This is a genomic window from Aureimonas ureilytica DSM 18598 = NBRC 106430, assembly GCF_000382705.1.
Lineage (GTDB): Bacteria > Pseudomonadota > Alphaproteobacteria > Rhizobiales > Rhizobiaceae > Aureimonas > Aureimonas ureilytica.
In genome coordinates this window covers 311480-335770 of record NZ_ARQE01000003.1, presented here as the reverse complement: position 1 = coordinate 335770, position 24291 = coordinate 311480, and the positions used below count along the sequence as shown (strand labels likewise).

Below are 24291 nucleotides of genomic sequence, written 5' to 3'. Positions count from 1 at the left end.
CGGACAAACCGTTTGCCCGCCTTGTCATTTCGGGGCCGGCCTCAGGCCAGAAGGCCGCGCGCCGCCAGATTGCGCATGAGCGCGTTGATGCCGAAGCGCCAGGGGGCGGCCTTGTCGGTGTGCGTCACGGTGTTGGTGAGCGCGCCGAGGCGCGGCGATGCGATCGTCACCCGGTCGCCGAGCTTGTGCGTGAAGCCCTTGCCGGGCGCGTCGCGGTCCTCCACCGGCGCGAACAGCGTGCCCAGAAACAGCATCATGCCGTCGGGATACTGATGATGGCGGCCGAGGGCCTGGGCGACGAGATCGGCCGGATCGCGGCTGATCTCGCGCATGGAGGAGAAGCCCTCCAGCCGGTAGCCGTCGCCATCGCCCTCGACGGTCAGCGTCAGCTCGGCCGCGCGCACGTCGTCCAGCGTGAAGCGCTCGTCGAAGAGGCGGATGAAGGGGCCGATCGAGCAGGAGGCGTTGTTGTCCTTGGCCTTGCCGAGAAGCAGCGCCGAGCGGCCCTCGACGTCGCGCAGGTTCACGTCGTTGCCGAGCGTCGCGCCGCGGATCGTGCCGCGCGAATCCACGGCCAGCACGACTTCGGGCTCGGGATTGTTCCATTCCGAGGCGGGAAGGATGCCGACCTCGGCGCCATGGCCGACGCTGGCGAGCACCGGGGCCTTGGTGAAGACCTCGGCGTCCGGCCCGATGCCGACTTCGAGATATTGCGACCAGTAGCCCTTGTCCTGAAGGATGCGCTTGACCTCGGCCGATTTCGGCGAGCCCGGCACGACATCGGCGAGCGCGCCGCCGATCACCGAGCCGATCTCCTCGCGGATGCTGTTGGCGAGCGCATAATCGCCCTTGGCGCGCTCCTCGATCACGCGCTCCACCATGGAGCGGGCGAAGGTCACGCCGCAGGCCTTCACGGCCTGAAGATCGCATGGGGCGAGAAGCACCGCGCCGGCCGCGTGGTTCTCGCCGCGCGCCAGAACCTCCGCCAGATTCCAGGAGCGACCGCCCTCACTCCCGCGCAGCGTGGCGAGAGGATCGCCCTCTTCCAGAAGCAGGGAAACGGTGGCCACGCTGGCCGAGACGTCCACCAGCCGGTCGCCCCGCACGTGAACCACGGCCGGGCCGCCGATTTCGGGGTCGAACACGCGGCCGACCAGAACGGCGTCGGCGGCGTCGGCGGGCAGGCAGGAAACTGGCGTCATCGGGGCACTCGCTAGGGGGCTCGGCCGCCGATGCGCCTTCCCTCCCGGAATCGCTTGGTCGACGGCGGGACACAGGGGAACGACGGATCGCGGCCGAGCGCAAGCGAAAGTCTTGCTGCGCTGCAAAAGCCCGGCGCGGCAGGGAAGGCCGCCGCCGAGCCGAAATTTGAGATGCGCCCCTCAGGCCGTCGCGAGCCGCCCTTCGCGAAGGCCCTTGGCAAGACCGACATCGGTCGGCAGCAGGGGAATGAGGCAGGCCTGAAGCGCATGGTAGAGATCGGGCTTGCCGGCGAAGGGCTCGGGCTTCGGCTGGTTGTCGGGTCCGAGCTGCGGGTGCCAGCCGCCGTGGCGCCGGTCGATCAGATGGAGCGCCGCGAAGTCCCAGATGCGGCGATACCAGTCCTCGTAGAGGCTCTCGCCGGTGACGGCCCGCAAGGCCGCCGCAGCCGCGATGCCCTCGCAGGCCGGCCACCAGTAGCGATCGCCGATGCGCGGCGCGCCGTCCCAATCCAGCGTGTAGACGAAGCCGCCGCGCGCGGCGTCCCAGCCGTCCGCGAGACTCTGCGTGAAGAGCGCGCGGGCCGCTTCCGGCATCCAGTCGCTCCGCCGTCCTTCCAGCTCCCAGAGCTGAACCAGAAGCCGCGCCCATTCCAGCCAATGGCCGGGCGTCGTGCCATAGGGGCGGAAGATCGGATTGCCGTCATAGGCGCGATCGACCTGCCAATCCTCCGTGAAATGCTCCGGCAGGCGCCATCCTTGCGCGCGGGCATGGCGGTTCACCACGAGGTCGGCGATGCGCCCGGCCTTGTCGAGATAGGCGCGCTCGCCGGTCGCCTCGAAGGCGGCCATCAGCGCTTCGGTCAGATGCATGTTGGAGTTCTGGCCGCGATAGGTGTCGAAGGGCTGCCAGTCCCGCGTGAACTCCTCGGCCGATGCGCCGTGCGCCTCTTCCCAGAAGCGCCTGTCGAGGATGTCGGTGACGTCGGCGAGAAGGCGCGCCGCGTCCGGGTGGCCGGCCTGGAGCGCGCTGGAGGCCGCCAGAAGCACGAAGGCGTGACCATAGGCCTGCTTGCGATCGTCGACGAACCCGCCGGGACCGAAGCTCCAGACATAGCCGCCCTGCTCTGCGTCGCGATGCCGTTCCCAGAGCGCGCGCATTCCGTGGTCGAGAAGGGCCCGCGCGCCTGGCCGGCCCTGGAGGCTGGCGAGGGCGAAGCAGTGAACGAGGCGGGTCGTGGTGTGGAGTTCGGTGACGCCGCCGGGCAGGGGGCGTCCGTCCGTGTCCGGCACCCGCACACCGCCGTCGGGATCGAGGCTCCCCGCCTCGAAGAAGCGGAACAGATCGTCGGCTTCCCGCAGGAGCCATTGGCGATGCGCCGCCCGCTCCGTCCAGGGCGTCGCCTCGAGATCGCGATCCAGCACCATGGCTTGGTCTCCCTTCCCGCGCCCCTGACTCGCTCGGGCGCTCGCGGGATGGCTAGCGAAGGGCGGCCGGGAATGCCAGAGCGGATAGGCTCCCCTTTCGCACAACTTTGGCGCGGTCGGCTTTAACCTATGCGCGAATGCGAGCGGTCGCATGGCAGCTATGCGAAAACGGCCTTGCTATGATGCGGTGCGGTATGGTTATTTGGCTGTGCATCGTTTCCTCCCAGATACATGCACTTCTCGCCCGCTCGGTCCTCCCCCGAGCGGGCTTTTTCTTTTCCGGTGGATGACGCAAACCGCCTCGTCCGACGCGACCATTCTTCATCCTGCTGCGTTATCCTCCCGACGAATCGATCCCTTGCGGATCGTCGCACGGGATGGGCGCGTGCGGATGGGGGAGGGGTGTCATGCGGATCGAAACCTTGGTGACGATTTTCGTTCACACGACGGCTTTGGCGATGGTCGCCGCCGCCGGATGGGTGGCGCTGCGGCTTTTCCTTCCCTGAGATCCCGCTCGGCGGGACGCGCTCTCGTGTCCCGCCGAGCGGGAGCGGATCGTCAGGATGCGTTTACGCTGCCATGCGGATCTCGTTGCTCGAAACCTTCATAGGTACCCTGGAAACCAAGGCGCGCCAGGACGCCCGCCAGTTTCTTAACCTCTTGGGACGTTGGGTGATTGTCGAAAGACAGTCCTCATCGTTCCAGGAAATCCGCCATGCGTATGACGGTTGGCCGAAAGCTCGCCCTTCTCACCGCCCTTGCCATTCTCGTCGCGATGGCCTGCGCCGCGATCCAGCTTCGCACGCTGCACGACCAGCTCTGGAGCGACCGGGAAGACCTTCTCAAGGCGCAGGTGAGCGCCGCTCTCTCCACCATGGCCTCGCTTCAATCCCGCGTCGAAGCGGGCGAGCTGACGCGCGAGGCGGCTGAGAACACGGCGCGCCAGGTCCTGCGCCCGGTCCGTTTCGGCGGCGAGAACTATCTCTTCAGCTTCAATTCCAAGGGCATCCGCACGATCTTCCCCAAAGCCGAGCAGGAAGGGGAAAGCGGCTGGGAGCGGCGCGACGAGAGGGGCGTCTATCTCAATCAGGAAATGATCCGCCGCGCGCTCGAAGGCAGCGGCTTCACGAGCTACGAGACGAAGCGGCTGGGCGGCACGGAGGACGTGCCGAAATACGCCTATTCCGCCTATTTCAAGCCCTGGGACTGGGTGGTCGCCACGGGCGTCTATGTGGACGATATCAATGCCATCATGCGCCAGCGCATGGTCGAGGCGGGCGCCTGGCTCGCGGGCCTCGTCGCTCTCATGGCGGTCGGCGGCGTTCTTGTCTCGCGCAGCATCACGCGCCGGCTGGGCGAGGCTGTGGGCGTCGCCGAGGCCATCGGGCAGGGCGATCTGACGCGCCGCATCGCGCCGGAGGGCACGGACGAGATCGCCGACCTCCAGCGCGCCATGGCGGCGATGAACGACACGCTGCGCGACATCGCGGGCGGTGTCAGCGCCTCGGCCGCGATGGTCGCGTCCGGCTCCATGCAGTCCTCCGCGACGGCGGAGGCGCTCTCCTCCGGCTCGTCGGAGCAGGCGGCGGCGAGCGAGCAGTCCTCGGCGGCGATCGAGGAAATGACCGCCAATATCCGCCAGAACGCCGAGAACGCCGCCACCACCGAGAAGATCGCGGCGCAGGCTTCGCTGCGCGCCGAGAGCGGCGGCAAGGCGGTGGCCCAGTCGGCCAAAGCCATGCAGGACATCGCCGAGAAGATCGCCGTGGTGCAGGAGATCGCCCGCCAGACCGACCTCCTGGCGCTGAACGCCGCGATCGAGGCGGCCCGCGCGGGGAGCCACGGCAAGGGCTTCGCGGTCGTGGCGAGCGAAGTGCGCAAGCTCGCCGAGCGGGCGCAGGTCGCCTCCAGCGAGATCGTCGGCCTCGCCTCCACGACGCTCGCGGTCGCCGAAGGCGCGCAGGCGGAGCTCTCCGCTCTCGTGCCCGAAATCCGCAAGACGGCCGAACTCGTGTCGGAAATCTCCGCGGCCTGCCGCGAGCAGTCGATCGGCGCCGAGCAGATCAGCCAGGCGATCACGCAGCTCGATCAGGTGACGCAGTCCACCGCGAGCGCGGCGACGGAAATGGCCGCGACCTCGGACCAGCTGTCGGGCGAGGCGCGGCGTCTGGCCGAGCGCGCCTCGTTCTTCCAGCTCGGCGACGGCCGACCGGCGGCGGACACGGCGAGCCCCAAGCGCGCCGAGCCTGCAGCAATCGCGGCGCCCGCGCCGGCTCGCCGGTCCGCCGCGCCCGTTGCACAGGTTCCCGGCAAGCCCGTCGCCGGCAAGCCCGTCGCCGCGCGCAGCCAGGCGGCCGACACAGGCTTCGATCTCGATCTCGACGCGCCCGGCTTCGAGCGCCTGTCGGCCTGAACGGCTCGACCTGTGAAACTCAAAAAAGGCCGGCTCTTGGGAGCCGGCCTTTTTTCATGCGCTCAAGCCTCGAGATGCTCGCGCACCAAGGGAGCGACGCGCGTCCCGAATAGTTCGATGCAGCGCATCAGCGCGCTCTGGGGCAGGGGGCCGGCGCTGTATTTCAGCTGGAAGCGCGACAGGCCGAGCGTCTTGATGGTGCGCGCGATCTTGGCGGCGACCGTCTCGGGCGAGCCGACATACAGCGAGCCGCGCTCGATCTCGCGCTCGAAGCTCGCCTTTTCCAGGGGCGGCCAGCCGCGCTCGGAGCCAATCTGGTCGTGCATCCGCTTGTAGTCGGGCCAGAAGACCTCGCGCGCCGCGTCGTCGGTCTCGGCCACGAAGCCCGGCGAATGGGCGCCGATCGGCTGGACCGGCCGCCCGAACTCGGCGAAGGCGCGGGCGTAGAGATCGACATAGGGACGGAAACGCGCCGGGTCGCCGCCGATAATGGCGAGCAGCATGGGCATGTCGTAGCGCGCCGCGCGCACCACCGATTCCGGGCTGCCGCCGACGCCGATCCAGGCGCGCAGCGTGTCGCCTTCGGGCAGCGGATAAACGCTCTGCGCCCGCAGCGGCGGGCGGATCGAGCCCTGCCACGTCACCGGCTCGGCCTTGCGCAGGGCGGCGAAGAGATCGAGCTTTTCCTCGAACAGGACCTCGTATTGCCTGAGATCGAAGCCGAACAGGGGAAAGGATTCGGTGAAGGAGCCGCGCCCGAGGATCACCTCGGCGCGCCCCGCCGACAGGCCGTCGAGGGTCGAGAAGCGCTGGAACACGCGGATCGGATCGTCGGAGCTGAGCACCGTGACCGCCGAGCCCAGGCGGATGCGGCTGGTGCGCGCGGCGATCGCGGCCAGAACCACGTCCGGGGCGGAGACGGCGAAATCGGCGCGGTGATGCTCGCCGACGCCGAAGAAGTCGACGCCCGAGGCATCGGCCAGAACGCCCTGCTCGACCACTTCGCGCAACACGGCGGAATAGGGGTTCAGGGCGCCGTCCGGCGCGCGCGTCACGTCGCCGAACGTGTCGAGGCCGAGTTCGAGGGGGAAGGCCATGGCAATGCTCCGCGCAACGGACCGCTGGGGACACCGTCGAGGGCGGACGCCCGAGCCTTCGGCCGGCACGCGGGGGGCGGCTTCGGAGCTGTGAGGCCTTATCGGCCGGCGCTCGTCTCGACGGGTTCGGCCTGCGAATCCAGGCGGCGCGAACAGTGCGAGCTTATGCGGGCTGGGCGGGGGCCTGTCGAGACGCGGGCGGTGAATGCACCGTCACACTTGGGGCGCAACGGCTGGCGCGCGCGGAGCCCCAGCGAGGGCGCGGCATGAGCTTCAGCGCAGGTTTGGCAGGCGCGCGATGGGGCGCGGTCGCGCGTATGTCGTGTATCGTTCGGCTGGCCTTGGCGGTCGGGCCGGCGGTGCCCCGTTCGCCGGAAGGGCGGGTCGGGGCGGCCGAAGGGCGCGGGGCGAGCGAGGCTCGCCGGAGCGCCGGAGGGAAGCTTCAGAACGCGTTGGTGCTGCGGCTGTAGCGACCGCGATCGATCTCGCGCTGGCGGCTTTCGAGGTCGCTGAGCGAGGTGGCTTCGTTGAGATAGGCGGCTTCGCGGTCGGCGGTGCGGACGGGGCGAAGAGCTTCGCGCAGGCGAGTGGTGAATTTCATGGCACTGTTCCTCTTGGCTGAAGGATTGACCAGAAGATAATCCCCGCCGATCCATGCTGCAATGCAGCAGATTACATAGGAGCTATGCCCGTGAGGCGTATCGCCTTGCCGGAAAGGGCCGGCTGAAACCGTTTGGAAGGCTTTGAGGCGAAATCGCGGCGGTCAGCTTTGCGCAAGGCGCATGCCCTGCGGGGTCTTTCCGTGCCTGGGAGCCGATCGGGGAGCCAATCGGGTGAGGCGGCGTTCCCTCCTCAAGCTCACCGCGCGGACGTCCCGCGCCCCTCCGCGAGGGAACCGGGTTCCAGGAGACAGCCATGACCGACCGTTCCGCCCCTTCCGCCTCCCGCCGCGAGTTCGTCGGCGGGCTGGCGCTCGGCCTCGGCGGCCTCGTCGCCTCCGCCACGATGGCGGGCGCGCAGACGCCCGAGATCCCGAACGCGCCGACCGGCCGGCCGCAGCCCGAACTCGAAACCACCCCGCCGGGGCCGGCCGACCAGCGGCTCGGCTGGGCGGTGATCGGGCTCGGCGACTTCGCGCAGGGCTATGCCCTTCCGGCGCTCGCGCGGGCGCGGGCCTCCCGCGTCGCCGGCCTCGTGTCGGGCAATCCGGACAAGCTGCGCTCGGTGGGCTCGCAATATGGCGTGCCGGAAGCCGCCCGCTTCGGCTACGACAGGATGGGCGACATGCGCGACGAGGCGGCGATCGACGTCGCCTATGTCATCACGCCCAACTCCACCCATGCCGAACTCGTGGTGAAGGCCTTCGAGGCCGGCAAGCATGTGATGTGCGAGAAGCCGATGGCCACCTCGTCGGCCGATTGCCAGCGCATGATCGACGCCGCCCGCGCCGCCGACCGCAAGCTGATGGTGGCCTATCGCGCGCATTTCGAACCGAGCAACGTCAAGCTGAAGGAAATGCTGGACGCGGGCGAGCTCGGCGACGTCCTGTTCGCCAATTCCGACCATCACCGCCCGCTCGAACCCTCGCTGCCGCGCGACCAGTGGCGCATGAAGAAGGCGCTGGCCGGCGGCGGCTCGCTGGTGGATATCGGCATCTATTCGCTGAACGGGCTGATCTGGTTCCTCGGCGAACTCCCCAACCGCGTGTCGGCGACGATCGTCCAGCCGCCCGGCGACGCGCGCTTTGCCGAGGTCGAGGACATCGCCGCCGCGCAGCTCGAATTTCCCTCGGGAAAGCGCATTCACATCTCCTCCGGCTATCAGGCCAACAAGAAGCGCATCGATCTCTTCGGTTCGAAGGCGACGGCGGTTCTCGACCCGGCCACGGCCTATGGCGGAAACCGGCTGCGCGTGACCCAGCCCGAGGGTACGCTGGAGGTTCTGGTGGAGACGCCGAGCGCGGAGCAGTTCACGCGCGAGATCGACCATCTGTCCCATGCGATCCGCGAAGGCGGCGAGGTTCTGACGCCGGGCGAAATGGGCCTTCGCGACCTTCGCCTGATCGAGGCGATCTACCGCTCCGCCGAAATCGGACAGCCGGTGGACCTCGCGCCCGACATGACGATGAAGGGCTGACCGGCCCTTTCGTCCGAGGACGCGAGCCTGGCTTGTTTGCCGCTCCAAGCCAGAAGGGCCGGTTCGAGGTGAACCGGCCCTTCTTTGTTGGTCCGTCGCGAGCCGCGCCTATTCGGCCGCTGGCTGGAGCGTCGTTCCGCCCGTATCGCTGCCCTTGCGCGCGCCGAACTCCGTCACGCGCTTCCAGCTGGGCGAGCCGTCGAGATCGGGCGCGAGCGTCGGGGCGGGATGGTGGGCGGGGGCGACCGGCGCCTCGCCCGTCTCGTCCGCCCGGTTCGGCTTCAGGAGACGGCCGAAGATGCGGCCGGTGACGTGGCTGAGATCGTCCATCAGCGTGTAGATCGAGGGGATCAGCACGAGGGAAAGGACGGTCGACACGAGAAGCCCGCCGATCACGGCGATGGCCATGGGCGCCCGGAACTCGCCGCCTTCGCCGGACGCCATCGCCGCCGGCATCATGCCCGCCGCCATGGCGATCGTGGTCATGATGATCGGCCGGGCGCGCTTGCGACCCGCGTCGATGATCGCGTCGCGCTGGCTGACGCCGTGCTTTTCCTGCTCCACCGCGAAATCCACGAGCATGATCGTGTTCTTGGTCACGATGCCCATGAGCATCAGGATGCCGATCACGACGGGCATGGAAATGGCGTTCTGCGTCAGCCAGAGCGCGCCGACGACGCCGCCGATCGAGAGGGGCAGGGCGGCCAGGATCGTGATCGGCAGGAAGACCGAGCCGAACAGGAGGATCAGCACCACCAGCACCATCATGATGCCGGCCGCCATGGCCGACGCGAAGCCGGCGAAGACCTCGCCCTGGATTTCGGCATCGCCCACCGCCTGGAGGCGGACGCCGGCCGGCAGGTCTTTCACCGTCTGGCTCCCGGCAATCCAGGCCGAGCCCTCGCCGATCTCATGGCCGGGCGCCATGGAGGAGCCGACCTTGGCGAGCCGTTCGCGGTCGTAGCGGTCGATCGTCGACGGACCCTGGCCGAAGCCGATATCGGCGATCGCGTCGAGCGGCACCGTGCCGCCCTTGGCGGTCTGGACGCGCAGCGACTGGACCGAGCCGAGATCCTGGCGCGCCGTTTCGCTGATCTGCACGCGGATCGGGATCTGGCGCGTGCCGACATTGAACTTGGCGAGGTTCGCGTCCGCATCGCCGATCGTGGCGACGCGCACGGTCTGCGAGATGGCTTCGGGCGCGATACCGAGATCGGCCGCCTGATCGAGGCGCGGCACGATGCGTAGTTCGGGCCGGGCGAAGGACATCATGGCCGAGGGGTTGGCGAAGATCGGCTCGCGCCGCATCTCGCTTTCCAGCCGCGCCGCCGCCTCGCTCACCGCGTCGCCGTCGCTGCCGAGAAGGCCGACGGACAGTTCGCGCTCGCCCCGGTCGTTGACGAAGAAGGAGCGGAGATCGGGAATCGCGGCGAGCTTGTCGGCGATCACGGGCTCGAGCTGCGCCTGGCTGCGATGGCGCTCGAACTTGCGCACGAGATTGATCGTCAGCGCGGCGCGGCGCACCTCCAGCGTGCCGGTCGGCGAGGAACCGCCGATGGCGAGCACGGAGCGCACCTCGGGCAGTTCGCGGATGCTGGCCGCCGCCTCGTCCACCGCGCGGCGGGTCGAGTCCAGCGTCGTGCCGGGCGGCAGTTCGACGGACACGACGATGCGCGAGGCGTCTTCCTTGGGGATGAAGCCGGTCGGCAGATGCTTCGTGGCGTCCATCGAGAAGACGAAGAGCCCGATGCCGACCGCGAGCGTCAGCCAGCGCCAGCGCACGGTGAAGCCGAGAAAGCCCGTATAGGCGCGCATCAGCGGGCCGTCGCGATGCTCGGCGGGATGCGGGCGGTTGAGGAAGGCGAGAAGCACGGCCGCGATGGCGGCACCGAGGGCGATGCGCAGTGACAGTGCGCCCGCCTGATCCCAGGTGATGGAAGGCGCATGGAGGCGCAGCCAGTCGACGACGCCGTTCGAGAGCGTCGTTTCCGGCAGGGCGGCAAGGGCGAAGACCGCGCCGATGCCAAGGCCCGCCAGCGGCGCGAGGCGCAGCACGTAGCGGCGCAGGAGGCGGGCGAAGCCCGGCCCTTCGTGGCGCTGCGGGCGGAAGAAATAGGCCGCGAGCATCGGCGTGATGAGGCGCGCGACGAGCAGCGAGAAGAACACCGCCACCGCGACCGTCAGGCCGAACTGCTTGAAATATTGCCCGGCGACGCCGCCCATGAAGGACACCGGCGCGAAGACCGCCATGATGGTGAGCGTGATGGCGATCACGGCGAGGCCGATTTCGTCCGCCGCTTCCATCGCCGCCTTGTAGGGCGGTTTGCCCATGCCCATGTGGCGCTCGATATTCTCGATCTCCACGATCGCGTCGTCCACGAGAATGCCGGTGACGAGCGTGATGGCGAGGAGGCTGACGAGGTTCAGCGAGAAGCCGAGCATGCTCATCGCCCAGAAGGTCGGGATCGCGGCGAGCGGCAGGGTAATGGCGGCGACCAGCGTCGCGCGCCAGTCGCGCAGGAACAGAAGCACCACGACGACGGCGAGGAAGGCGCCTTCGGCAAGCGTCTCCATGGCGGATTCGAAATTGCCGTAGGTGTAGGTGACGCTGTCGTCGATGCGCGAGAAGCTGACGTCGGGATGCGTCTTGGCCAGGTCCTCGATGCGCGCCGCCGCAAGACCCGCAACCGTCGTGTCGCTGGCGCCCTTGGAGCGGTAGATCGAGAAGGCGACGACCGGCTGGCCGTCGAGCCGGGCGAAGGAGCGCGGCTCCTCCACCGTGTCGGTGACGGTGCCGAGCTCCGACAGGCGCACCTGACGGCCGCCTGACAGCGCGATGCGCGTGTCGGCGAGCGCCTGGACGGTGCCGGCGGAGGAGAGCGTGCGGATCGCCTGTTCCTGGCCACCGAACTCGCCCCGGCCGCCGGACAGATCGACATTGGTGGCGCGCAACTGCGCGTTCACGTCGGCCGCCGTGATGCCGAGCGCGCCGAGCCGGTCGGGATCGAGCCGGACCTGGATCTCGCGCTTCACGCCGCCCATGCGCTCCACGCGCCCGACGCCCTTGAGGCCCTGGAGGGCGCGGACCACCGTGTCGTCCACGAACCAGGAGAGCTGTTCGGGCGTCATGCCGGGCGAGGACGCGGCATAGGTGACGATCGACTGGTTCTCGACCTCGATGCGCTGGACGATCGGCTCCTCGATCGTGCGGGGCAAATTGCCCCGGATCTTGGCGATCGCATCCTTCACGTCGTTGAGCGCGCGGTCGGTGTTGACCTCCAGCCGGAACTCGGCCGCCGTCACGGACTGCCCGTCCGTCACGGTGGAGGTGATGTGCTTGATGCCGGAAACGCCGGCGACGGCGTCCTCGACGAGCTTCGTCACCTGCGTTTCCAGCTCGGCGGGCGCGGCGCCCGACTGCGTGACGGCGACCGAGATCACCGGCACGTCGATATTGGGAAAGCGGGTGATCGGCAGGTTCAGGAAGCTGACGATGCCGACGGCCACGAGAACCACGAAGAGAAGGATGGGCGGAACCGGATTGCGGATCGCCCAGGCCGAGATGTTCCAGTTCATCGGGCGGCCTCCGCCGTTTCCAGCACCTCTGCCGGCACGGGCGTCACCTTGTCGCCGTCGCGAACGAAGGTGCCGGCCACCGCGACGACGGTTTCGCCCGGCTTCAGGCCGGAGCGGATTTCCACGATATTGCCGGTCGCGATGCCGGTTTCGACCGCGCGGGTTTCCACCGTGCCGTCCGAGACGATCTGGACGAAATCGCCTTTCGGCCCGGTGTTGACGGCGGTGCGCGGAACGGCGACGCCGGTGGTGCGCGCGGTTTCCACGATGGCCCTGGCGAAGGCGCCGACCCGCAAGGCGGGATCGCGCGGCAGGGCGATGCGAACGCGCCCGAGGCGCGAGGCCTGATCGACGCGCGGCGACACGAGGCGCACCTCACCGGAGACCCTGGAGCCGCCGGCCACCCTCACCTGCGCGCTTTCGCCCTTGCGCAGGCGTCCGAGCGCGGTTTCCGAAACATCGGCGTCGAGTTCGATCAGCCCGTCGCGGGCGATCTCGAACAGGGCGCCGCCGGCGGCCGAGACGACCTGACCGAGCTGGGCCGCGCGGCGCAGGACGAGCCCGTCGGTCGGCGCCTTGATCTCGGCCTTGGAGCGGCGAAGCTCCAGTTCGGACCGTTCGGCGCGCGTGGCGGCAAGATCGGCTTCGGCAAGCGCCACGCTCTGGCGTGCGGAGGCGAGGCGCGCCGTGGCGGCGGCGGCGGCCGACACCTTGGCGTCCAGAATGTCCTGCCCGACGATGCCCTTCTCGCTCAAGGATCGCGTGCGCTTCAGCGAGGCTTCCGCTTCCACGACGGTCGGCTCGGCTTCGGCGACCAGCGCGCGGGCCTGCGTGATCGCGGCCTCGGCGCGCGCCACCTGCGAGGCCGAGCGGGCGAGGTTCACGTCCACGATGTCGGTTTCCAGGCGGGCGAGGACCTGGCCGGCCTTCACCTCGTCGCCCTCGTCCACGAGGAGCTCGCGCACCCGCAGGCCCTCGACATCGGTGCCGACCGTCACGGTCTCGCGCGGCGTCAGCGTGCCGGTGACGCTGAGGGTCGCGACGATCTCGCGCGGTTGCGCCGGCAGCACGGAAATGTTGGGCGGGGCGGGCGCGGCGACGGGGGCGGCGGTTTCGGCGGCGAAGGCCGGCGCAAGGGGCGCGGCGAGGGCCACCGACGCGGCGAGCGCGAAACGAACGGATCGAAGCATGGCGGAACTCCGCGAGACGACAGGTCGGACGGGGGAAGGGAGAGGGGCGCGCGTCATGCCGGCTGGGCTCCGAGCAGGCTCGCGATCATGCGATGAAGATAGGGGCGCAGCGTCTCGACGGGGCGCGCGGGCTCGAGGCGCAGTCGCATGACCAAGCCGTCGCCGATGCCCAGAAGCAGCGTCAGCGCGAGGTCGAGATCGAGATCGCCCGCGATCTCGCCCCTGGCCTGTGCTTCTTCCACGGCGCGGCGGATGCGCCCGTGCGCCTCGTCCTCGATCAGCCGGAAGCGCTCGCCGACGGCGGTGTTGCGCAGGCTTTCCGAGCAGATTTCCACGATCAGGTTGCCGGTCGCCGGATCGCAGGCGCTCGCCAGATACGCGATCGCGGCATCCGTGATGCGATCGGCGATGGAGCCGGGGCCTTCCAGCCGCGCGAGGCACGCGCCGGCGGCGACCCGCTCTTCCTCGGCGATGGCCTCGATGATCGCGTCCTTGGACGGGTAGTAACGATACAGCGCGCCGGGGCTCATCTTCGCCTCCGCGCAGATTTCGCTCATCGACGCGCGGTGAAAGCCCGAGCGCGAAAAGCAGATCCGCGCCGCAGCTAGGATGTGGTCCTTGCGCGACGGCGAGGCGCCGGACTCGTCTGAGACCGAGGCGGGGGAGACAGAGGACATGAAAAACCGGCGCTGGATTGAGAGCGAACGATCGTTCTCATAACACCTGGGTGTTTGCCAGTCCAGCTGACATCACGTTCGCGTGAGAGATGATCAGGCTCGCGAAAGGCCGTTCAGCTGTCGTTGGCTTCCGGCATCGGCATCGGCGCCGGACCCACCGGCGGCGGCTGGAACGCGTCGAGCACGCTGCGCGCCGCCGGGCGCTGCATGACGAGCGCCTCGATGGAGGATCGGTTGAGGTTCGAGACCGCCAGAAGAAGGTGAAGACCGGGATGGCCGACGCCGTTCTCCAGTCGGGGCGGTGGGGAGAGCGGTGCTTCCAGGGCCCAAGCGTCCGGACGCGCGACATCCCCCGAGCCTCGTGAGGAGGCTCCGGCCCGGCGGAGGGAAGGGAAGCGCAGGATGTTCATCGGACGGTTGGCAACAAACAGGAATGGACCGAAAGTCTAGCCTCGGACGCGGAAGAAAGGGGTGAATGTCTGGATATGCTGGACTTGCCCTTGTGTTATGGCGCAAATTCTCTGCGAAAGCGTGAACGGACGTGCGTTTTGCCGCGCCCGAGGGGATAAGGGCTTGACTTTTTGGCGCTGAGCCGCCTTAAACACCCCATTCTTGCGACTGTTCCGTCCGCAACCCGCCGACCATGTCCCTCGCTTGCCGAGCCGCATGGAGGTTCCCATCCGCCAGCGAGTGTCGCCCGCGGATGCGATCCGCTTTGGCGCTGTGGCTTGGAAGGGGCGCTTCCGGTTCCCATTCTTCCGCCTGTCGGAAGAACAAGGACGATGCGATGTTTGAATCCCTCCAGGACCGCCTCGGGTCCATCCTGAACGGCCTCACCGGCCGCGGTGCCCTGTCGGACTCCGACGTGGCCGCCGCGCTGCGCGAGGTTCGTCGGGCGCTTCTGGAAGCGGACGTGTCGCTGGAGGTCGTGCGCTCCTTCACCGACCGCGTGCGTGAAAAGGCCGTCGGCGCGCAGATCGTCAAGTCGATCAAGCCCGGCCAGATGGTCGTCAAGATCGTCCATGACGAGCTGGTGGCGACGCTCGGCTCCGATCAGGTCGCGATCGACCTCAACGCGCCCGCGCCCGTCACCATCATGATGGTCGGCCTCCAGGGCTCGGGCAAGACGACCACCACCGGCAAGATCGCCAAGCGTCTGACGGAGCGCCAGAAGAAGCGCGTCCTGATGGCCTCGCTCGACACGCGCCGTCCGGCCGCGCAGGAGCAGCTGCGCGTTCTCGGCGAGCAGACGGGCGTCGCGACGCTGCCGATCATCGCCGGCCAGGGTCCGGTCGAGATCGCCGCCCGCGCCTCCCAGGCCGCCAAGCTCGGCGGCTACGACGTCCTCATCCTCGACACGGCCGGCCGCACGCATATCGACGAGCCGCTGATGCAGGAGATGGCGGAGATCAAGGCCGCCTCCCGCCCGCATGAAATCCTCCTCGTCGCCGATTCGCTGACCGGCCAGGACGCGGTGAATCTCGCCCGATCCTTCGACGAGCGCGTCGGCATTTCGGGACTCGTCCTCACCCGCGTCGACGGCGACGGGCGCGGCGGCGCGGCGCTGTCCATGCGCGCCGTCACCGGCAAGCCGATCAAGCTGATCGGCACCGGCGAGAAGATGGACGCGCTGGAGGAATTCCACCCCGGCCGCATCGCCGACCGCATCCTCGGCATGGGCGACATCGTCTCGCTCGTCGAGAAGGCCGCCGAGAATATCGACGCGGAACAGGCCGCGGCGATGGCCAAGAAGATGCAGTCGGGCAAGTTCGACCTCGACGATCTCGCGGCGCAGATCGGCCAGATGCAGAAGCTCGGCGGCATGGGCGGCGTAATGGGCATGATGCCCGGCATGGCCAAGATGAAGGACCAGATCGCCGCCGCCGGCATGGACGACAAGCTCTTGAAGCGCCAGCTCGCGATCATCTCCTCGATGACCAAGTGGGAGCGCGCCAATCCCGACCAGCTCAAGCATTCGCGTAAAAAACGGATCGCGGCGGGCTCGGGCACCGATTCAGCCGACATCAACAAGCTTCTCAAGATGCATCGCCAGATGGCGGACATGATGAAGGCGATGGGCGGCAAGGGCGGCAAGGGCGCCGGCATCATGGGCAAGCTCATGGGCGGTCTCGGCTCCAAGATGGGCCTGCCCGGCGGGATGGGCGGCGGCATGCCGGACCTCTCGAAGATGGACCCCAAGCAGCTCGAGGAGATGGCGAAAGCCATGCAGAAGGGCGGTCTTGGGGGAATGGGCGGGCTGCCCGGCGGCCTGCCTCCCGGCCTCGGCGGCGGCGGGCTTCCCGGCCTGCCTGGCCTTCCCAAGCTTCCCGGCCTTCCGGGCAAGAAACGCTAGAGGCCGGCGCGCCGGCTTCTTTCCACAAACACCAACATCACCGACGACACCACGGCGCATCCTTCAAAAGGCGCCGGGATCAGAAGAACAAGGACCAGACCCATGCCCCTGAAGATGCGCCTCGCCCGTGCCGGCTCCAAGAAGCGCCCCTACTACCACATCGTCGTCGCCGACGCCCGCTCGCCCCGCGACGGCCGCTTCGTCGAGAGCATCGGTTCCTGGAACCCGATGCTGCCGAAGGACGCCGAGCGCGTCACGCTCCAGGAAGACCGCGTCAAGCATTGGCTCGGCGAAGGCGCCCAGCCGACCGACCGCGTGCTGCGCTTCCTCGACAAGGCCGGCATCGTGAACCGTCCGGCGCGCGAGAACCTCACCAAGGGTCTGCCCGGCAAGAAGGCGCAGGAGCGCGAGGCCGAGCGCAAGCAGCGTGAGGAAGACGCCCGCGCCGCCGCCGAGCAGGCCGCTGCCGAGAAGGCCGAAGGCGCCGCCGAGTAAGGTGGACTTACGATTGGGGAGATTTTTCACCCCTTCGTGCTAGATTGTGTGGCGTGCCGGGCTCCCGGCACGCCATTTTCGTATCCGGCCCCGCCGTCCTTTCGGAAAGCCTGCCAGCATGAAGCGTGAGTCGACCACGACCGGGCCCGTGTCGCCCCCGACCGAGGCCGACCTTCTTCCCCTGTTCGCGCTCGCGCCCGTGCCGCTCTGGCTGGAAGACTGGAGCGGCATCCGGAAGCTCGTCGATCGCTGGCGCGAGGAGGGGATGGACGATCCCCGCGCGTTTCTGGAAGCCGACAAGTCCCGCGTTCAGGCCTCGGCCGAGGCGATCCGCATTCTGGAGGTGAATCCGGCCACGCTGCGCCTGTTCGGGGCGCGCGATACGGCCGAGCTCGTGTCGCGGCTCGGCGACGTGTTCCAGGGCGCCATGCTGGACAACCATCTGGAGGAGATCGTCCAGATATCGGGCGGGGCGAGCGAGTTCACGAGCTACGCGGTCAACCACACCCTGTCGGGCAAGCGGCTCGACATCCAGCTGAAGGGCCGCATCCTGCCGGGCTCCGAGGACAGCTGGAGCCGGGTGCTCGTCGCCACCGAGGACGTGACCACGCGCGAGAACGCGCGTCGGAGTCTCGCCGAGAGCGAGGCCTATGTCGCCGCGCTCTTCGAGAATTCGCCCGTCTCGCTCTGGGTGGAGGACTTCTCGGAAATCCGCGCGCTTCTGGAAGACGTGCGCGCGACGGGCGTTGCGGACTTCCGCACCTTTCTCGATGTCCACCCCGAATTCATCTCGCGCTGCATCAGCGAAATCCGCGTCGTGTCGGTCAACCGCCAGACGCTCGACATCTTCCACGCGGCGAGTTTCGAAGAGCTTCTCCTGAAGCTCGGCGATGTGTTCCGCGACCGCATGGTCCTGCCCTTCAAGGAGCAGCTGATCGACCTGTGGAACGGCAAGCTGTTCCAGAGCCGCGAGGTCGTGAACTATTCGCTGGACGGGGAAGAGCTGCATTTCGTGCTGCAGTTCTCCGTTCTGCCCGGCCACGAGCACGACTGGTCTCTCGTGCAGATCGCGCTGACCGACATCACCGCGCGCAAGAAGGCCGAGGCCTATCTCGAATATCTCGGCAAGCACGACGTCCTCACCAAGCTCTACAACCGCTCCTTCTTCAACGACGAGATGAACCGGATCGAGCGCCGCCGGATGGAGACGGTGAGCGTTCTCGTGGCCGATCTCAACGGGCTGAAGGCGCTGAACGACCAGCTCGGCCATGCGGCCGGCGACACGCTGCTGCGGCGCGCGGGCGAGGTGCTGGACGAGGCGGTGAACGCGCCCTTCACGGCGGCGCGCATCGGCGGCGACGAGTTCGCGGTTCTCATGCCCGGCGCGAGCCTCGCGCAGGCGGAGGCGCTGAAGGCCTGCATCGACGAACTGTGCGAGGTGAACAACCAGTTCTACCCCGGCAACAGCCTGTCGCTGGCCATGGGCGTCGCCTGCGCGGGGCCGGGCGAGCGGCTGGAAGACCTCGTGCGCCGGGCCGATCTCCTGATGTACGAGGTCAAGCGGCGCTTCTACGAGACGACGGGGCAGGACCGGCGGGGCGCGGCGCGCTGAGCGCTCGGTTGACGAAGCGTCCCGGCGCCTGCAAACACGCGGGGATATGAGGGCGCGCTCGGGGCTTCCCGCCGGCGCGGCTTTTCCCGTTTCTGATGCGGCAGGGCCGGCGATCGGCCCTTTCCCTGCGTCCCAGCCCGCAAGAGGCCATCGCCCGTGACCGATCCCAAAGCCCCCGCCGATCCCGTTCTCCTTGGCATCGTGGGAGGGGCGCATGGCATCAAGGGCGAGGTGCGCGTGAAATCCTTCACCGAGGACCCCGAGGATCTCGGCGCCTATGGCCCGCTCTTCGACGCCTCGGGCCGGCGCTACACGGTGCAGTCGGCCCGTGTTCAGAAGAATGTCGTGGTGGCGCGCTTTGCCGAGGTGAAGGACCGCAACGCCGCCGAGCGCCTCAACGGCACCGAGCTCTTCGTGGACCGCGCGGCGCTCCCCGAGGAAGGCGAGGACGAGTTCTATCAGGCCGATCTCGTCGGCCTCGTCGCGCGGCTGACCGACGGAACGGTGATCGGCGAGGTCGTCGCCTTCCATGATTTCGGCGGCGGCGATCTTCTGGAAATCGCGCCGGACGGCGGGGCGAGCGTCATGATCCCCTTCACCGAGGCCGCCGTGCCGGAGGTCGATCTCGACCTCGGCTTCATCCTGGTGGAGCCGGTCGCGGCCGGCCTGTCGGGCGCGGTGGAAGCGCGCGAAGGCGAGGACGAGGAGGACGCGGACGACAAGGGCGACGCGGCGGGCCGTGGCGAGGCTTGAGAGCCCGCCTGGACTCGCGGCGGCAGAGGAGCGTAACGGGGCCTGAGCGCGTCTCGCGCCGCGTTGCCATCCGCCGCGCCGCGCTTTATCGCTGGCGCGCCTATCGAAGCGGAGGGAGAACTCCACCATGCTGATCCTGTCGGGTACGCTGAAGATGCCGCCGGAGCGTCTGGACGCTCTGGAAGACGCCATGAACCGGCTGATCGCCGCGACGCGCCCGGAAGCGGGCTGCATCGTCTATTCCTTCGGCCGCGACATCACCGAGCCCGGTCTCGTGCGCATCTACGAGGAATGGGAAAGCCGCGAGCTGCTGGCCGCTCATGTGAAGACGGCGCATGTCGCCGAATGGCACCGGGTCCTGGCGGAGGCCGGCGGCGCGGAGACCGCGCTGAAGCTGGTCGAGGTCGCCGCGACCGAGCCCTTCGCCTGATCCGATGAGCTTTCGCGCCTCCGTCCTCACGCTCTATCCCGACATGTTTCCCGGACCGCTCGGCACCTCGCTGGCGGGCCGAGCGCTGGAGCGCGCGGACTGGACGCTGGAGACCACCTTCATCCGCGAGTTCGGCGAAGGCCGGCACCGCCTCGTGGACGACACGCCCGCCGGCGGCTCGCCGGGCATGGTGCTACGGGCCGACGTTCTGGCCCGCGCCATCGACGCGGCCAGCCCCGAGGGCGACACGCGGCCGCGCCTTCTCATGAGCCCGCGCGGCCGCCCGCTCGCGCAAGATTTCGTGCGCGAACTGGCGGAGGGCGAGGGGGTCGTGATCGTCTGCGGCCGGTTCGAGGGCGTCGACGAGCGCGTCATCGAAGGGCGGGGGCTGAGGGAAGTCTCGATCGGCGACTATATCCTGTCGGGCGGCGAGATGGCGGCTCTCGTGCTCCTCGACGCCGTGGTGCGTCTCCTGCCGGGCGTCATGGGCAACAGCCGCTCGGGCGAGACCGAAAGCTTCGAGAACGGGCTTCTGGAGCACCCGCACTACACGCGCCCCGCGCTCTGGGAAGGGCGCGGCATTCCCCCGGTTCTGACGTCCGGCGACCATGGCGCGGTGGAGCGCTGGCGCCGGGCGGAGGCCGAGCGGCTGACGCGCGAGCGCCGGCCCGACCTCTGGCAGCGCCTCGCGCGCGGCGAGCGCTAAGGCGCGCCCGCCCTTTACGAAACCGCGTTGCGCCGCGACAGGCGTTCTTCCCAGGCCAGCGCGTCGGCGACGATTCGGTCGAGATCGTCGAAGCGCGGCTGCCAGCCGAAGCGCTCGCGGACCAGGCTCGCGTCCGCCACGATCGAGGTCGCATCGCCCGGCCGACGCTCCGACAGGCGCACCTCGAACGGGCGGCCGACCGCGCGGCGCACCGTGTCGAGCACTTCGAGCACCGAATAGCCGTGGCCATAGCCGCAATTGGCGACGATCGAATCGCCGCCCGCCCGCAGATAGCGCAGCGCCTGCGCATGGGCGTCGGCGAGATCGCTGACATGGATATAATCGCGCACGCAGGTGCCGTCGGGCGTGTCGTAGTCGGTGCCGAACACGTCGATATGGGAGCGCTTGCCGAGCGCGGTTTCGCTGGCGACCTTGATGAGATGCGTCGCGCCGCGCGTCGACTGGCCGGTGCGGCCTTGCGGGTCGGCGCCCGCGACGTTGAAATAGCGCAGCGCCGCGAAGCTGAGGGGATGCGCTGCGGCCGTGTCGCGCAGCATCAGCTCGGTCATCCATTTGGACGTGCCATAGGGCGATTCGGGCGCCGGCGCCTGCGTTTCGGGCACCGGCATCTGGCGGGGCGAGCCGTAGACCGCGGCGGTGGAGGAGAAGATGAAATGCTTCACGCCCGTGCGCACCGCGCTTTCGATCAGCGCCCGGCTCGCCACCGTGTTGTTGAGATAATAGCCGAGCGGATCGGAGACCGATTCGGGCACCACGATCGATCCGGCGAAATGGATGATCTCGGTGACGCCGAACTGTGCGATCACCCGTTCCACGAAGGGCTGGTCGGCGATGTCGCCCACCTGAAGCCGCGCCTCGGTGGGCACCGCCCAGTCGAAGCCGGTGGACAGGCGGTCGATCACCACGACCTCCTCGCCGCCGTCGACGAGGTTCCAGACCATGTGGCTGCCGATATAGCCGGCACCGCCGGTAACGAGGACCGTCATGCTTGTTCCGCCTCTCATTCGCTCCGCCCAGTATTCCCACTCTGACGGATGCGGCAAGCTGCCCCATGGGCTTCCCGCGAAGATCGGCCCCTCAATGCCACTTGGAAGCAGCCGATGGCGCGATCCTTTACCGCAAACCCAAACAAGCGGGCCTGAAGCGGGCTTGGGCAGTTGCGCCCCGATGCGCGCTCCAGCAAAAAGGCTGAAAGACAGGGCCGGGCCGCGTCTCCTTTGAGGGGATCGCGTCCGGCCCTCCAGCCAGACCGGACGCGGGCCGGCGCTCCTGACCCGGAAGGATTCTTCATGACCGCCTTCGACGTGCATCCCATCATCATCGCGGGCGGGGCGGGAACGCGCCTTTGGCCGGTCTCGCGCGACACGATGCCTAAGCAGTTCGTGCCGCTCGTGGGCGATGGGCGCACGACCTTCGAGGAAACGATGCGCCGCGTCACCGGCCCGCGCTTCGCAAGGCCCGTGGTGGTCACGCATTCCGACTTCCGCTTCACCGTCGCCGAGCAGCTCGCCCGCAACGGGATCGACGCCGAGATCGTGCTGGAGCCCGAGCGCCGCGATTCGGCGCTGGCGGTCGCGGTCGGCGCGGTGATCGCCAGCCGGCGCGACCCGGAAGCCCTCTGCCTCGTGCTCGCCGCCGATCACGTCATCTCGGACGGCGAGGCCTTCACGCAGGATTGCCTCCGGGCGGCCGAGGCGGCCCATGAAGGGCGCATCATGATGCTCGGCATCCACCCGAGCTGGCCCGCCACGGGCTATGGCTATATCGCGCCGGGCGCGCCGATCGGCGCGGACGGTCGCCTGTTCGAGGTCGCGCGCTTCGCCGAGAAGCCGGACGCCGCGACAGCCGAGCGCTACATCGCGGAAGGCTATAGCTGGAACAGCGGCAATTTCCTGTTTCCCGCGGCCCTGATGATCGAGGAACTCGCCGCCAACGCGCCCGCCACCTTGAAGGCGGCCGAGGAATCGGTCGACGGCGCGCAGCGCGATCTCGACTTCCTGCGCCTCGACGCCGCGCGCTTCGCCAGCGCGCCGCGCATCTCGATCGACTATGCGGTGATGGAGAAGACCGCGCGGGCGGGCGTCCTCAAGGCCTCGTTCGGCTGGTCGGATGTCGGCGCCTGGGACGCGCTCTACGACATCAAGACGCCCGATGCCGACCGCAACGTGTTGGAAGGGCCGGTCTCGGTTCTCGGCACGACGGGCAGTTTCGTGCGCTCCGACGAGGTGCTGACCACCGTCGTCGGCCTCGACAATGTCGTCGTGGTCACGACGCCCGACGCGGTGCTCGTCGCCGCCAAGGACAAGGCGGCCGAGGTGAAGACGCTGGTCGCCCAGCTCCACCGCGAGGGCCGGCCCGAGGCCGGGCAGCACCACAAGATCCACCGGCCCTGGGGCTGGTATCAGCGCATCGACATCGGCGAGCGCTTTCAGGTGAAGCATATCTGCGTGAAGCCAGGCGGCATTCTGAGCCTCCAGCGCCATTACCATCGCGCCGAGCACTGGGTCGTCGTGCGCGGCACGGCGGAAGTGACGGTGGACGGCACGGTGAAGCTCTTCCACGAGAACGAGGCGGCCTATCTGCCGATCGGCTGCACGCACCGCCTGCACAATCCCGGCAAGATCGACCTGAAGCTCATCGAAGTGCAGGTCGGCTCCTACACGGGCGAGGACGACATCGTGCGCATCGAGGACATCTACGCCCGCAATTGAGACAGACGCCCGGTCAAACAAAAAGGGCCTCCGTCGGGAGGCCCTTTTTCGTTCGGGATGGCGGTGGTCGGTTCAGAGCGCGCGCGCGGCGCGCTCCAGCCCTTCCGCCACCAGCGCCTGCGCCGCTTCCACGCTTGCGGCCTCGGCATAGCAGCGCAGCTCCGGCGCGTTGCCGGAGGCGCGAAAATGCACGGTCTCGCCGCCGGACAGCGCGACATGCACCCCGTCCAGCCGGTTCACCGCGCCGGGGGTCCCGAGCCCGTCGAAGAAGCCCGTGCGGAAGCTCTCGTCCTCGGCGAGGCGCTGGAGAAAGGCGCCGCTCTTTTCGGCGGGCACGTTCTGGAGTCGGTGCGAGGCGGCGGGCTTGGCGCCGACGCGCGCGACCAGTTCCGACAGGGGCAGGCCGGCCTTGCGGCTGGCGACGAGCGCGCAGAGAAGCGGCAGAAGCGCGTCGCGGGTCGGGAGCGCGGGCACACGCCGCCCGTCGACGCTGGCATCCGTGCCCTGGATGAAGCCGCCATTGGCCTCGAAGCCGGCGACGCCCCGGCGGCCTTCCGCCAGAGCCTCCTCGATCCCGGCGATCACATAGGGCGAGCCGACGCGGGTGCGCAGAACCCTCTCCACCAGCCCCGAGCCTTCCAGCGCCGAGCCCGAGGTGACGGGGGTGACGATCGTGTCGAAGCCGAGATGGGCGGCGGCGATGAGGCCGAGCACGTCGCCCCGGATCACCTCACCGCGCTCGTCCGCCATCAGGGGGCGGTCGGCGTCGCCGTCGGTGGAGAGGATCGCGTCGAAGCCGCCGCGCGCGGCGTCCTTCAGGATCGCGAGGTCTTCGGGGCGGTGGGCTTCGGTGTCGACGGGAATGAAGCTCTCGGCGCGGCCGAAGGGTACGGCCTCGCCGCCGAGCGCTTCCACGGCTTCCGCCAGAAGGTCCCGCGCCACGGAACTGTGCTGATAGATGCCGATCCGCGCGCCGCGCAGCGCCTCGGTGCCGAAGGCCTCCACCGCCCGCCAGAGATAGCGCGCGCGCGCATCGGAGGGCGTCAGCGCCTCGGGCGGCGCGAGACGGCTGGGGGCGACCTCGCCGATCCCCTCGAAGGCGGCGAGAATGTCCGCCTCGTCCGCCTTGGTGATCTCGCCCTTCAGCCCGTAGAATTTCAGCCCGTTGCGATCCTCGGGAATGTGGCTGCCCGTGACCATGACGGCCGGAGTGCCGAGGCGCGCGGCCTCGAGCGCCAAGGCCGGCGTCGGCACGGCGCCGGCATCGATCGGCTCGAACCCGGCCTCGCGCGCCGCCGCCGCCACGAGACCCGCGATCTCCGGGCTGCTGGCGCGAAGGTCCCGCCCGATCAGGACGCGGGGCGGCGCGTCACGCTCGGCCATCACCCGCAGGAAGGCGAGCGCGTAGCGATAGCTCGGCTCGCCCAGGAGGTCGGTGACGAGACCGCGCAAGCCGCTGGTTCCGAACTTCAGGCTCATGACGGTCTGTCCTGC

19 protein-coding genes are annotated in these 24291 nt (G+C 68.9%); 9 read left to right on the top strand and 10 right to left on the bottom strand.

All coding sequences use genetic code 11. The annotated features are described in order from the left end of the window. Positions 1-41: 41 nt before the first annotated feature. Positions 42-1202 (bottom strand): fumarylacetoacetate hydrolase family protein, encoded by a 1161-nt coding sequence (locus B146_RS0108750; protein WP_019996057.1) that lies wholly within the window; start codon positions 1200-1202, stop codon positions 42-44. Between the two features lie 180 nt (positions 1203-1382). Then, on the bottom strand, positions 1383-2627 hold the full coding sequence (locus B146_RS0108745; protein ID WP_019996056.1) for an AGE family epimerase/isomerase: 1245 nt from the start codon (positions 2625-2627) through the stop codon (positions 1383-1385). Positions 2628-3342: 715 nt separating this feature from the next. Here B146_RS0108745 and B146_RS25520 point away from each other — a divergent pair. Further along, positions 3343-5040 carry a methyl-accepting chemotaxis protein gene (locus tag B146_RS25520; protein ID WP_155897422.1) on the top strand — a complete coding sequence of 566 codons (1698 nt, stop codon included), beginning with the start codon at positions 3343-3345 and terminating at the stop codon, positions 5038-5040. A gap of 62 nt (positions 5041-5102) precedes the next feature. Here B146_RS25520 and B146_RS0108730 read toward each other — a convergent pair whose 3' ends face one another. Both B146_RS0108730 and B146_RS28285 read right to left on the bottom strand, forming a co-directional pair. Next, complete coding sequence (locus tag B146_RS0108730) at positions 5103-6137, bottom strand: LLM class flavin-dependent oxidoreductase (protein ID WP_019996053.1); 1035 nt, start codon at positions 6135-6137, stop codon at positions 5103-5105. Positions 6138-6579: 442 nt separating this feature from the next. Beyond that, entirely contained in the window at positions 6580-6738 is a 159-nt protein-coding gene (locus tag B146_RS28285; protein WP_019996052.1) for a DUF3563 family protein, read from the bottom strand. Between the two features lie 314 nt (positions 6739-7052). Here B146_RS28285 and B146_RS0108720 point away from each other — a divergent pair, with 314 nt between their 5' ends. Continuing rightward, positions 7053-8273: a Gfo/Idh/MocA family protein gene (locus B146_RS0108720; RefSeq protein ID WP_019996051.1), complete on the top strand. Its 1221-nt coding sequence runs from the start codon at positions 7053-7055 to the stop codon at positions 8271-8273. Positions 8274-8381: 108 nt separating this feature from the next. Here B146_RS0108720 and B146_RS0108715 read toward each other — a convergent pair whose 3' ends face one another. The 4 genes from B146_RS0108715 to B146_RS0108700 form a co-directional block, all read right to left on the bottom strand. Continuing rightward, positions 8382-11849 carry an efflux RND transporter permease subunit gene (locus tag B146_RS0108715; RefSeq protein WP_019996050.1) on the bottom strand — a complete coding sequence of 1156 codons (3468 nt, stop codon included), beginning with the start codon at positions 11847-11849 and terminating at the stop codon, positions 8382-8384. Continuing rightward, entirely contained in the window at positions 11846-13039 is a 1194-nt protein-coding gene (locus tag B146_RS0108710; protein WP_019996049.1) for an efflux RND transporter periplasmic adaptor subunit, read from the bottom strand. The genes B146_RS0108715 and B146_RS0108710 overlap by 4 nt, the downstream gene beginning before the upstream one ends. Before the next feature lie 53 nt (positions 13040-13092). Next, positions 13093-13716, bottom strand: coding sequence for a TetR/AcrR family transcriptional regulator (locus B146_RS0108705; RefSeq protein WP_019996048.1), 624 nt, complete (start codon positions 13714-13716; stop codon positions 13093-13095). Between the two features lie 113 nt (positions 13717-13829). Then, the gene (locus tag B146_RS0108700; protein WP_019996047.1) at positions 13830-14126 is read right to left on the bottom strand and encodes a hypothetical protein; all 297 of its coding nucleotides are present in this window, start codon (positions 14124-14126) and stop codon (positions 13830-13832) included. 377 nt (positions 14127-14503) lie between these two features. Between B146_RS0108700 and ffh the strand changes: the two genes are divergently transcribed. From ffh to trmD, 6 genes are all read left to right on the top strand, one after another. Beyond that, positions 14504-16069 (top strand): signal recognition particle protein, encoded by a 1566-nt coding sequence (ffh, locus tag B146_RS0108695; protein ID WP_019996046.1) that lies wholly within the window; start codon positions 14504-14506, stop codon positions 16067-16069. A 102-nt stretch (positions 16070-16171) separates the two neighbouring features. Continuing rightward, positions 16172-16564, top strand: coding sequence for a 30S ribosomal protein S16 (gene rpsP / locus B146_RS0108685; protein ID WP_019996044.1), 393 nt, complete (start codon positions 16172-16174; stop codon positions 16562-16564). A gap of 118 nt (positions 16565-16682) precedes the next feature. Then, positions 16683-18176 carry a sensor domain-containing diguanylate cyclase gene (locus tag B146_RS0108680; RefSeq protein WP_019996043.1) on the top strand — a complete coding sequence of 498 codons (1494 nt, stop codon included), beginning with the start codon at positions 16683-16685 and terminating at the stop codon, positions 18174-18176. 156 nt (positions 18177-18332) lie between these two features. Further along, the gene (rimM, locus tag B146_RS0108675; protein WP_019996042.1) at positions 18333-18929 is read left to right on the top strand and encodes a ribosome maturation factor RimM; all 597 of its coding nucleotides are present in this window, start codon (positions 18333-18335) and stop codon (positions 18927-18929) included. A gap of 127 nt (positions 18930-19056) precedes the next feature. After that, complete coding sequence (locus tag B146_RS25515; protein WP_019996041.1) at positions 19057-19359, top strand: putative quinol monooxygenase; 303 nt, start codon at positions 19057-19059, stop codon at positions 19357-19359. Between the two features lie 4 nt (positions 19360-19363). Further along, entirely contained in the window at positions 19364-20065 is a 702-nt protein-coding gene (gene trmD / locus B146_RS0108665) for a tRNA (guanosine(37)-N1)-methyltransferase TrmD (RefSeq protein ID WP_019996040.1), read from the top strand. Positions 20066-20079: 14 nt separating this feature from the next. On the opposite strand, the gene galE is transcribed toward trmD, so the two are convergent. Next, positions 20080-21072, bottom strand: coding sequence for a UDP-glucose 4-epimerase GalE (gene galE, locus B146_RS0108660; RefSeq protein WP_019996039.1), 993 nt, complete (start codon positions 21070-21072; stop codon positions 20080-20082). 303 nt (positions 21073-21375) lie between these two features. Here galE and B146_RS0108655 point away from each other — a divergent pair, with 303 nt between their 5' ends. Then, the gene (locus tag B146_RS0108655; RefSeq protein WP_019996038.1) at positions 21376-22797 is read left to right on the top strand and encodes a mannose-1-phosphate guanylyltransferase/mannose-6-phosphate isomerase; all 1422 of its coding nucleotides are present in this window, start codon (positions 21376-21378) and stop codon (positions 22795-22797) included. 72 nt (positions 22798-22869) lie between these two features. On the opposite strand, the gene B146_RS0108650 is transcribed toward B146_RS0108655, so the two are convergent. Further along, entirely contained in the window at positions 22870-24276 is a 1407-nt protein-coding gene (locus B146_RS0108650; RefSeq protein ID WP_019996037.1) for a phosphomannomutase, read from the bottom strand. Between the last annotated feature and the right edge of the window lie 15 nt (positions 24277-24291).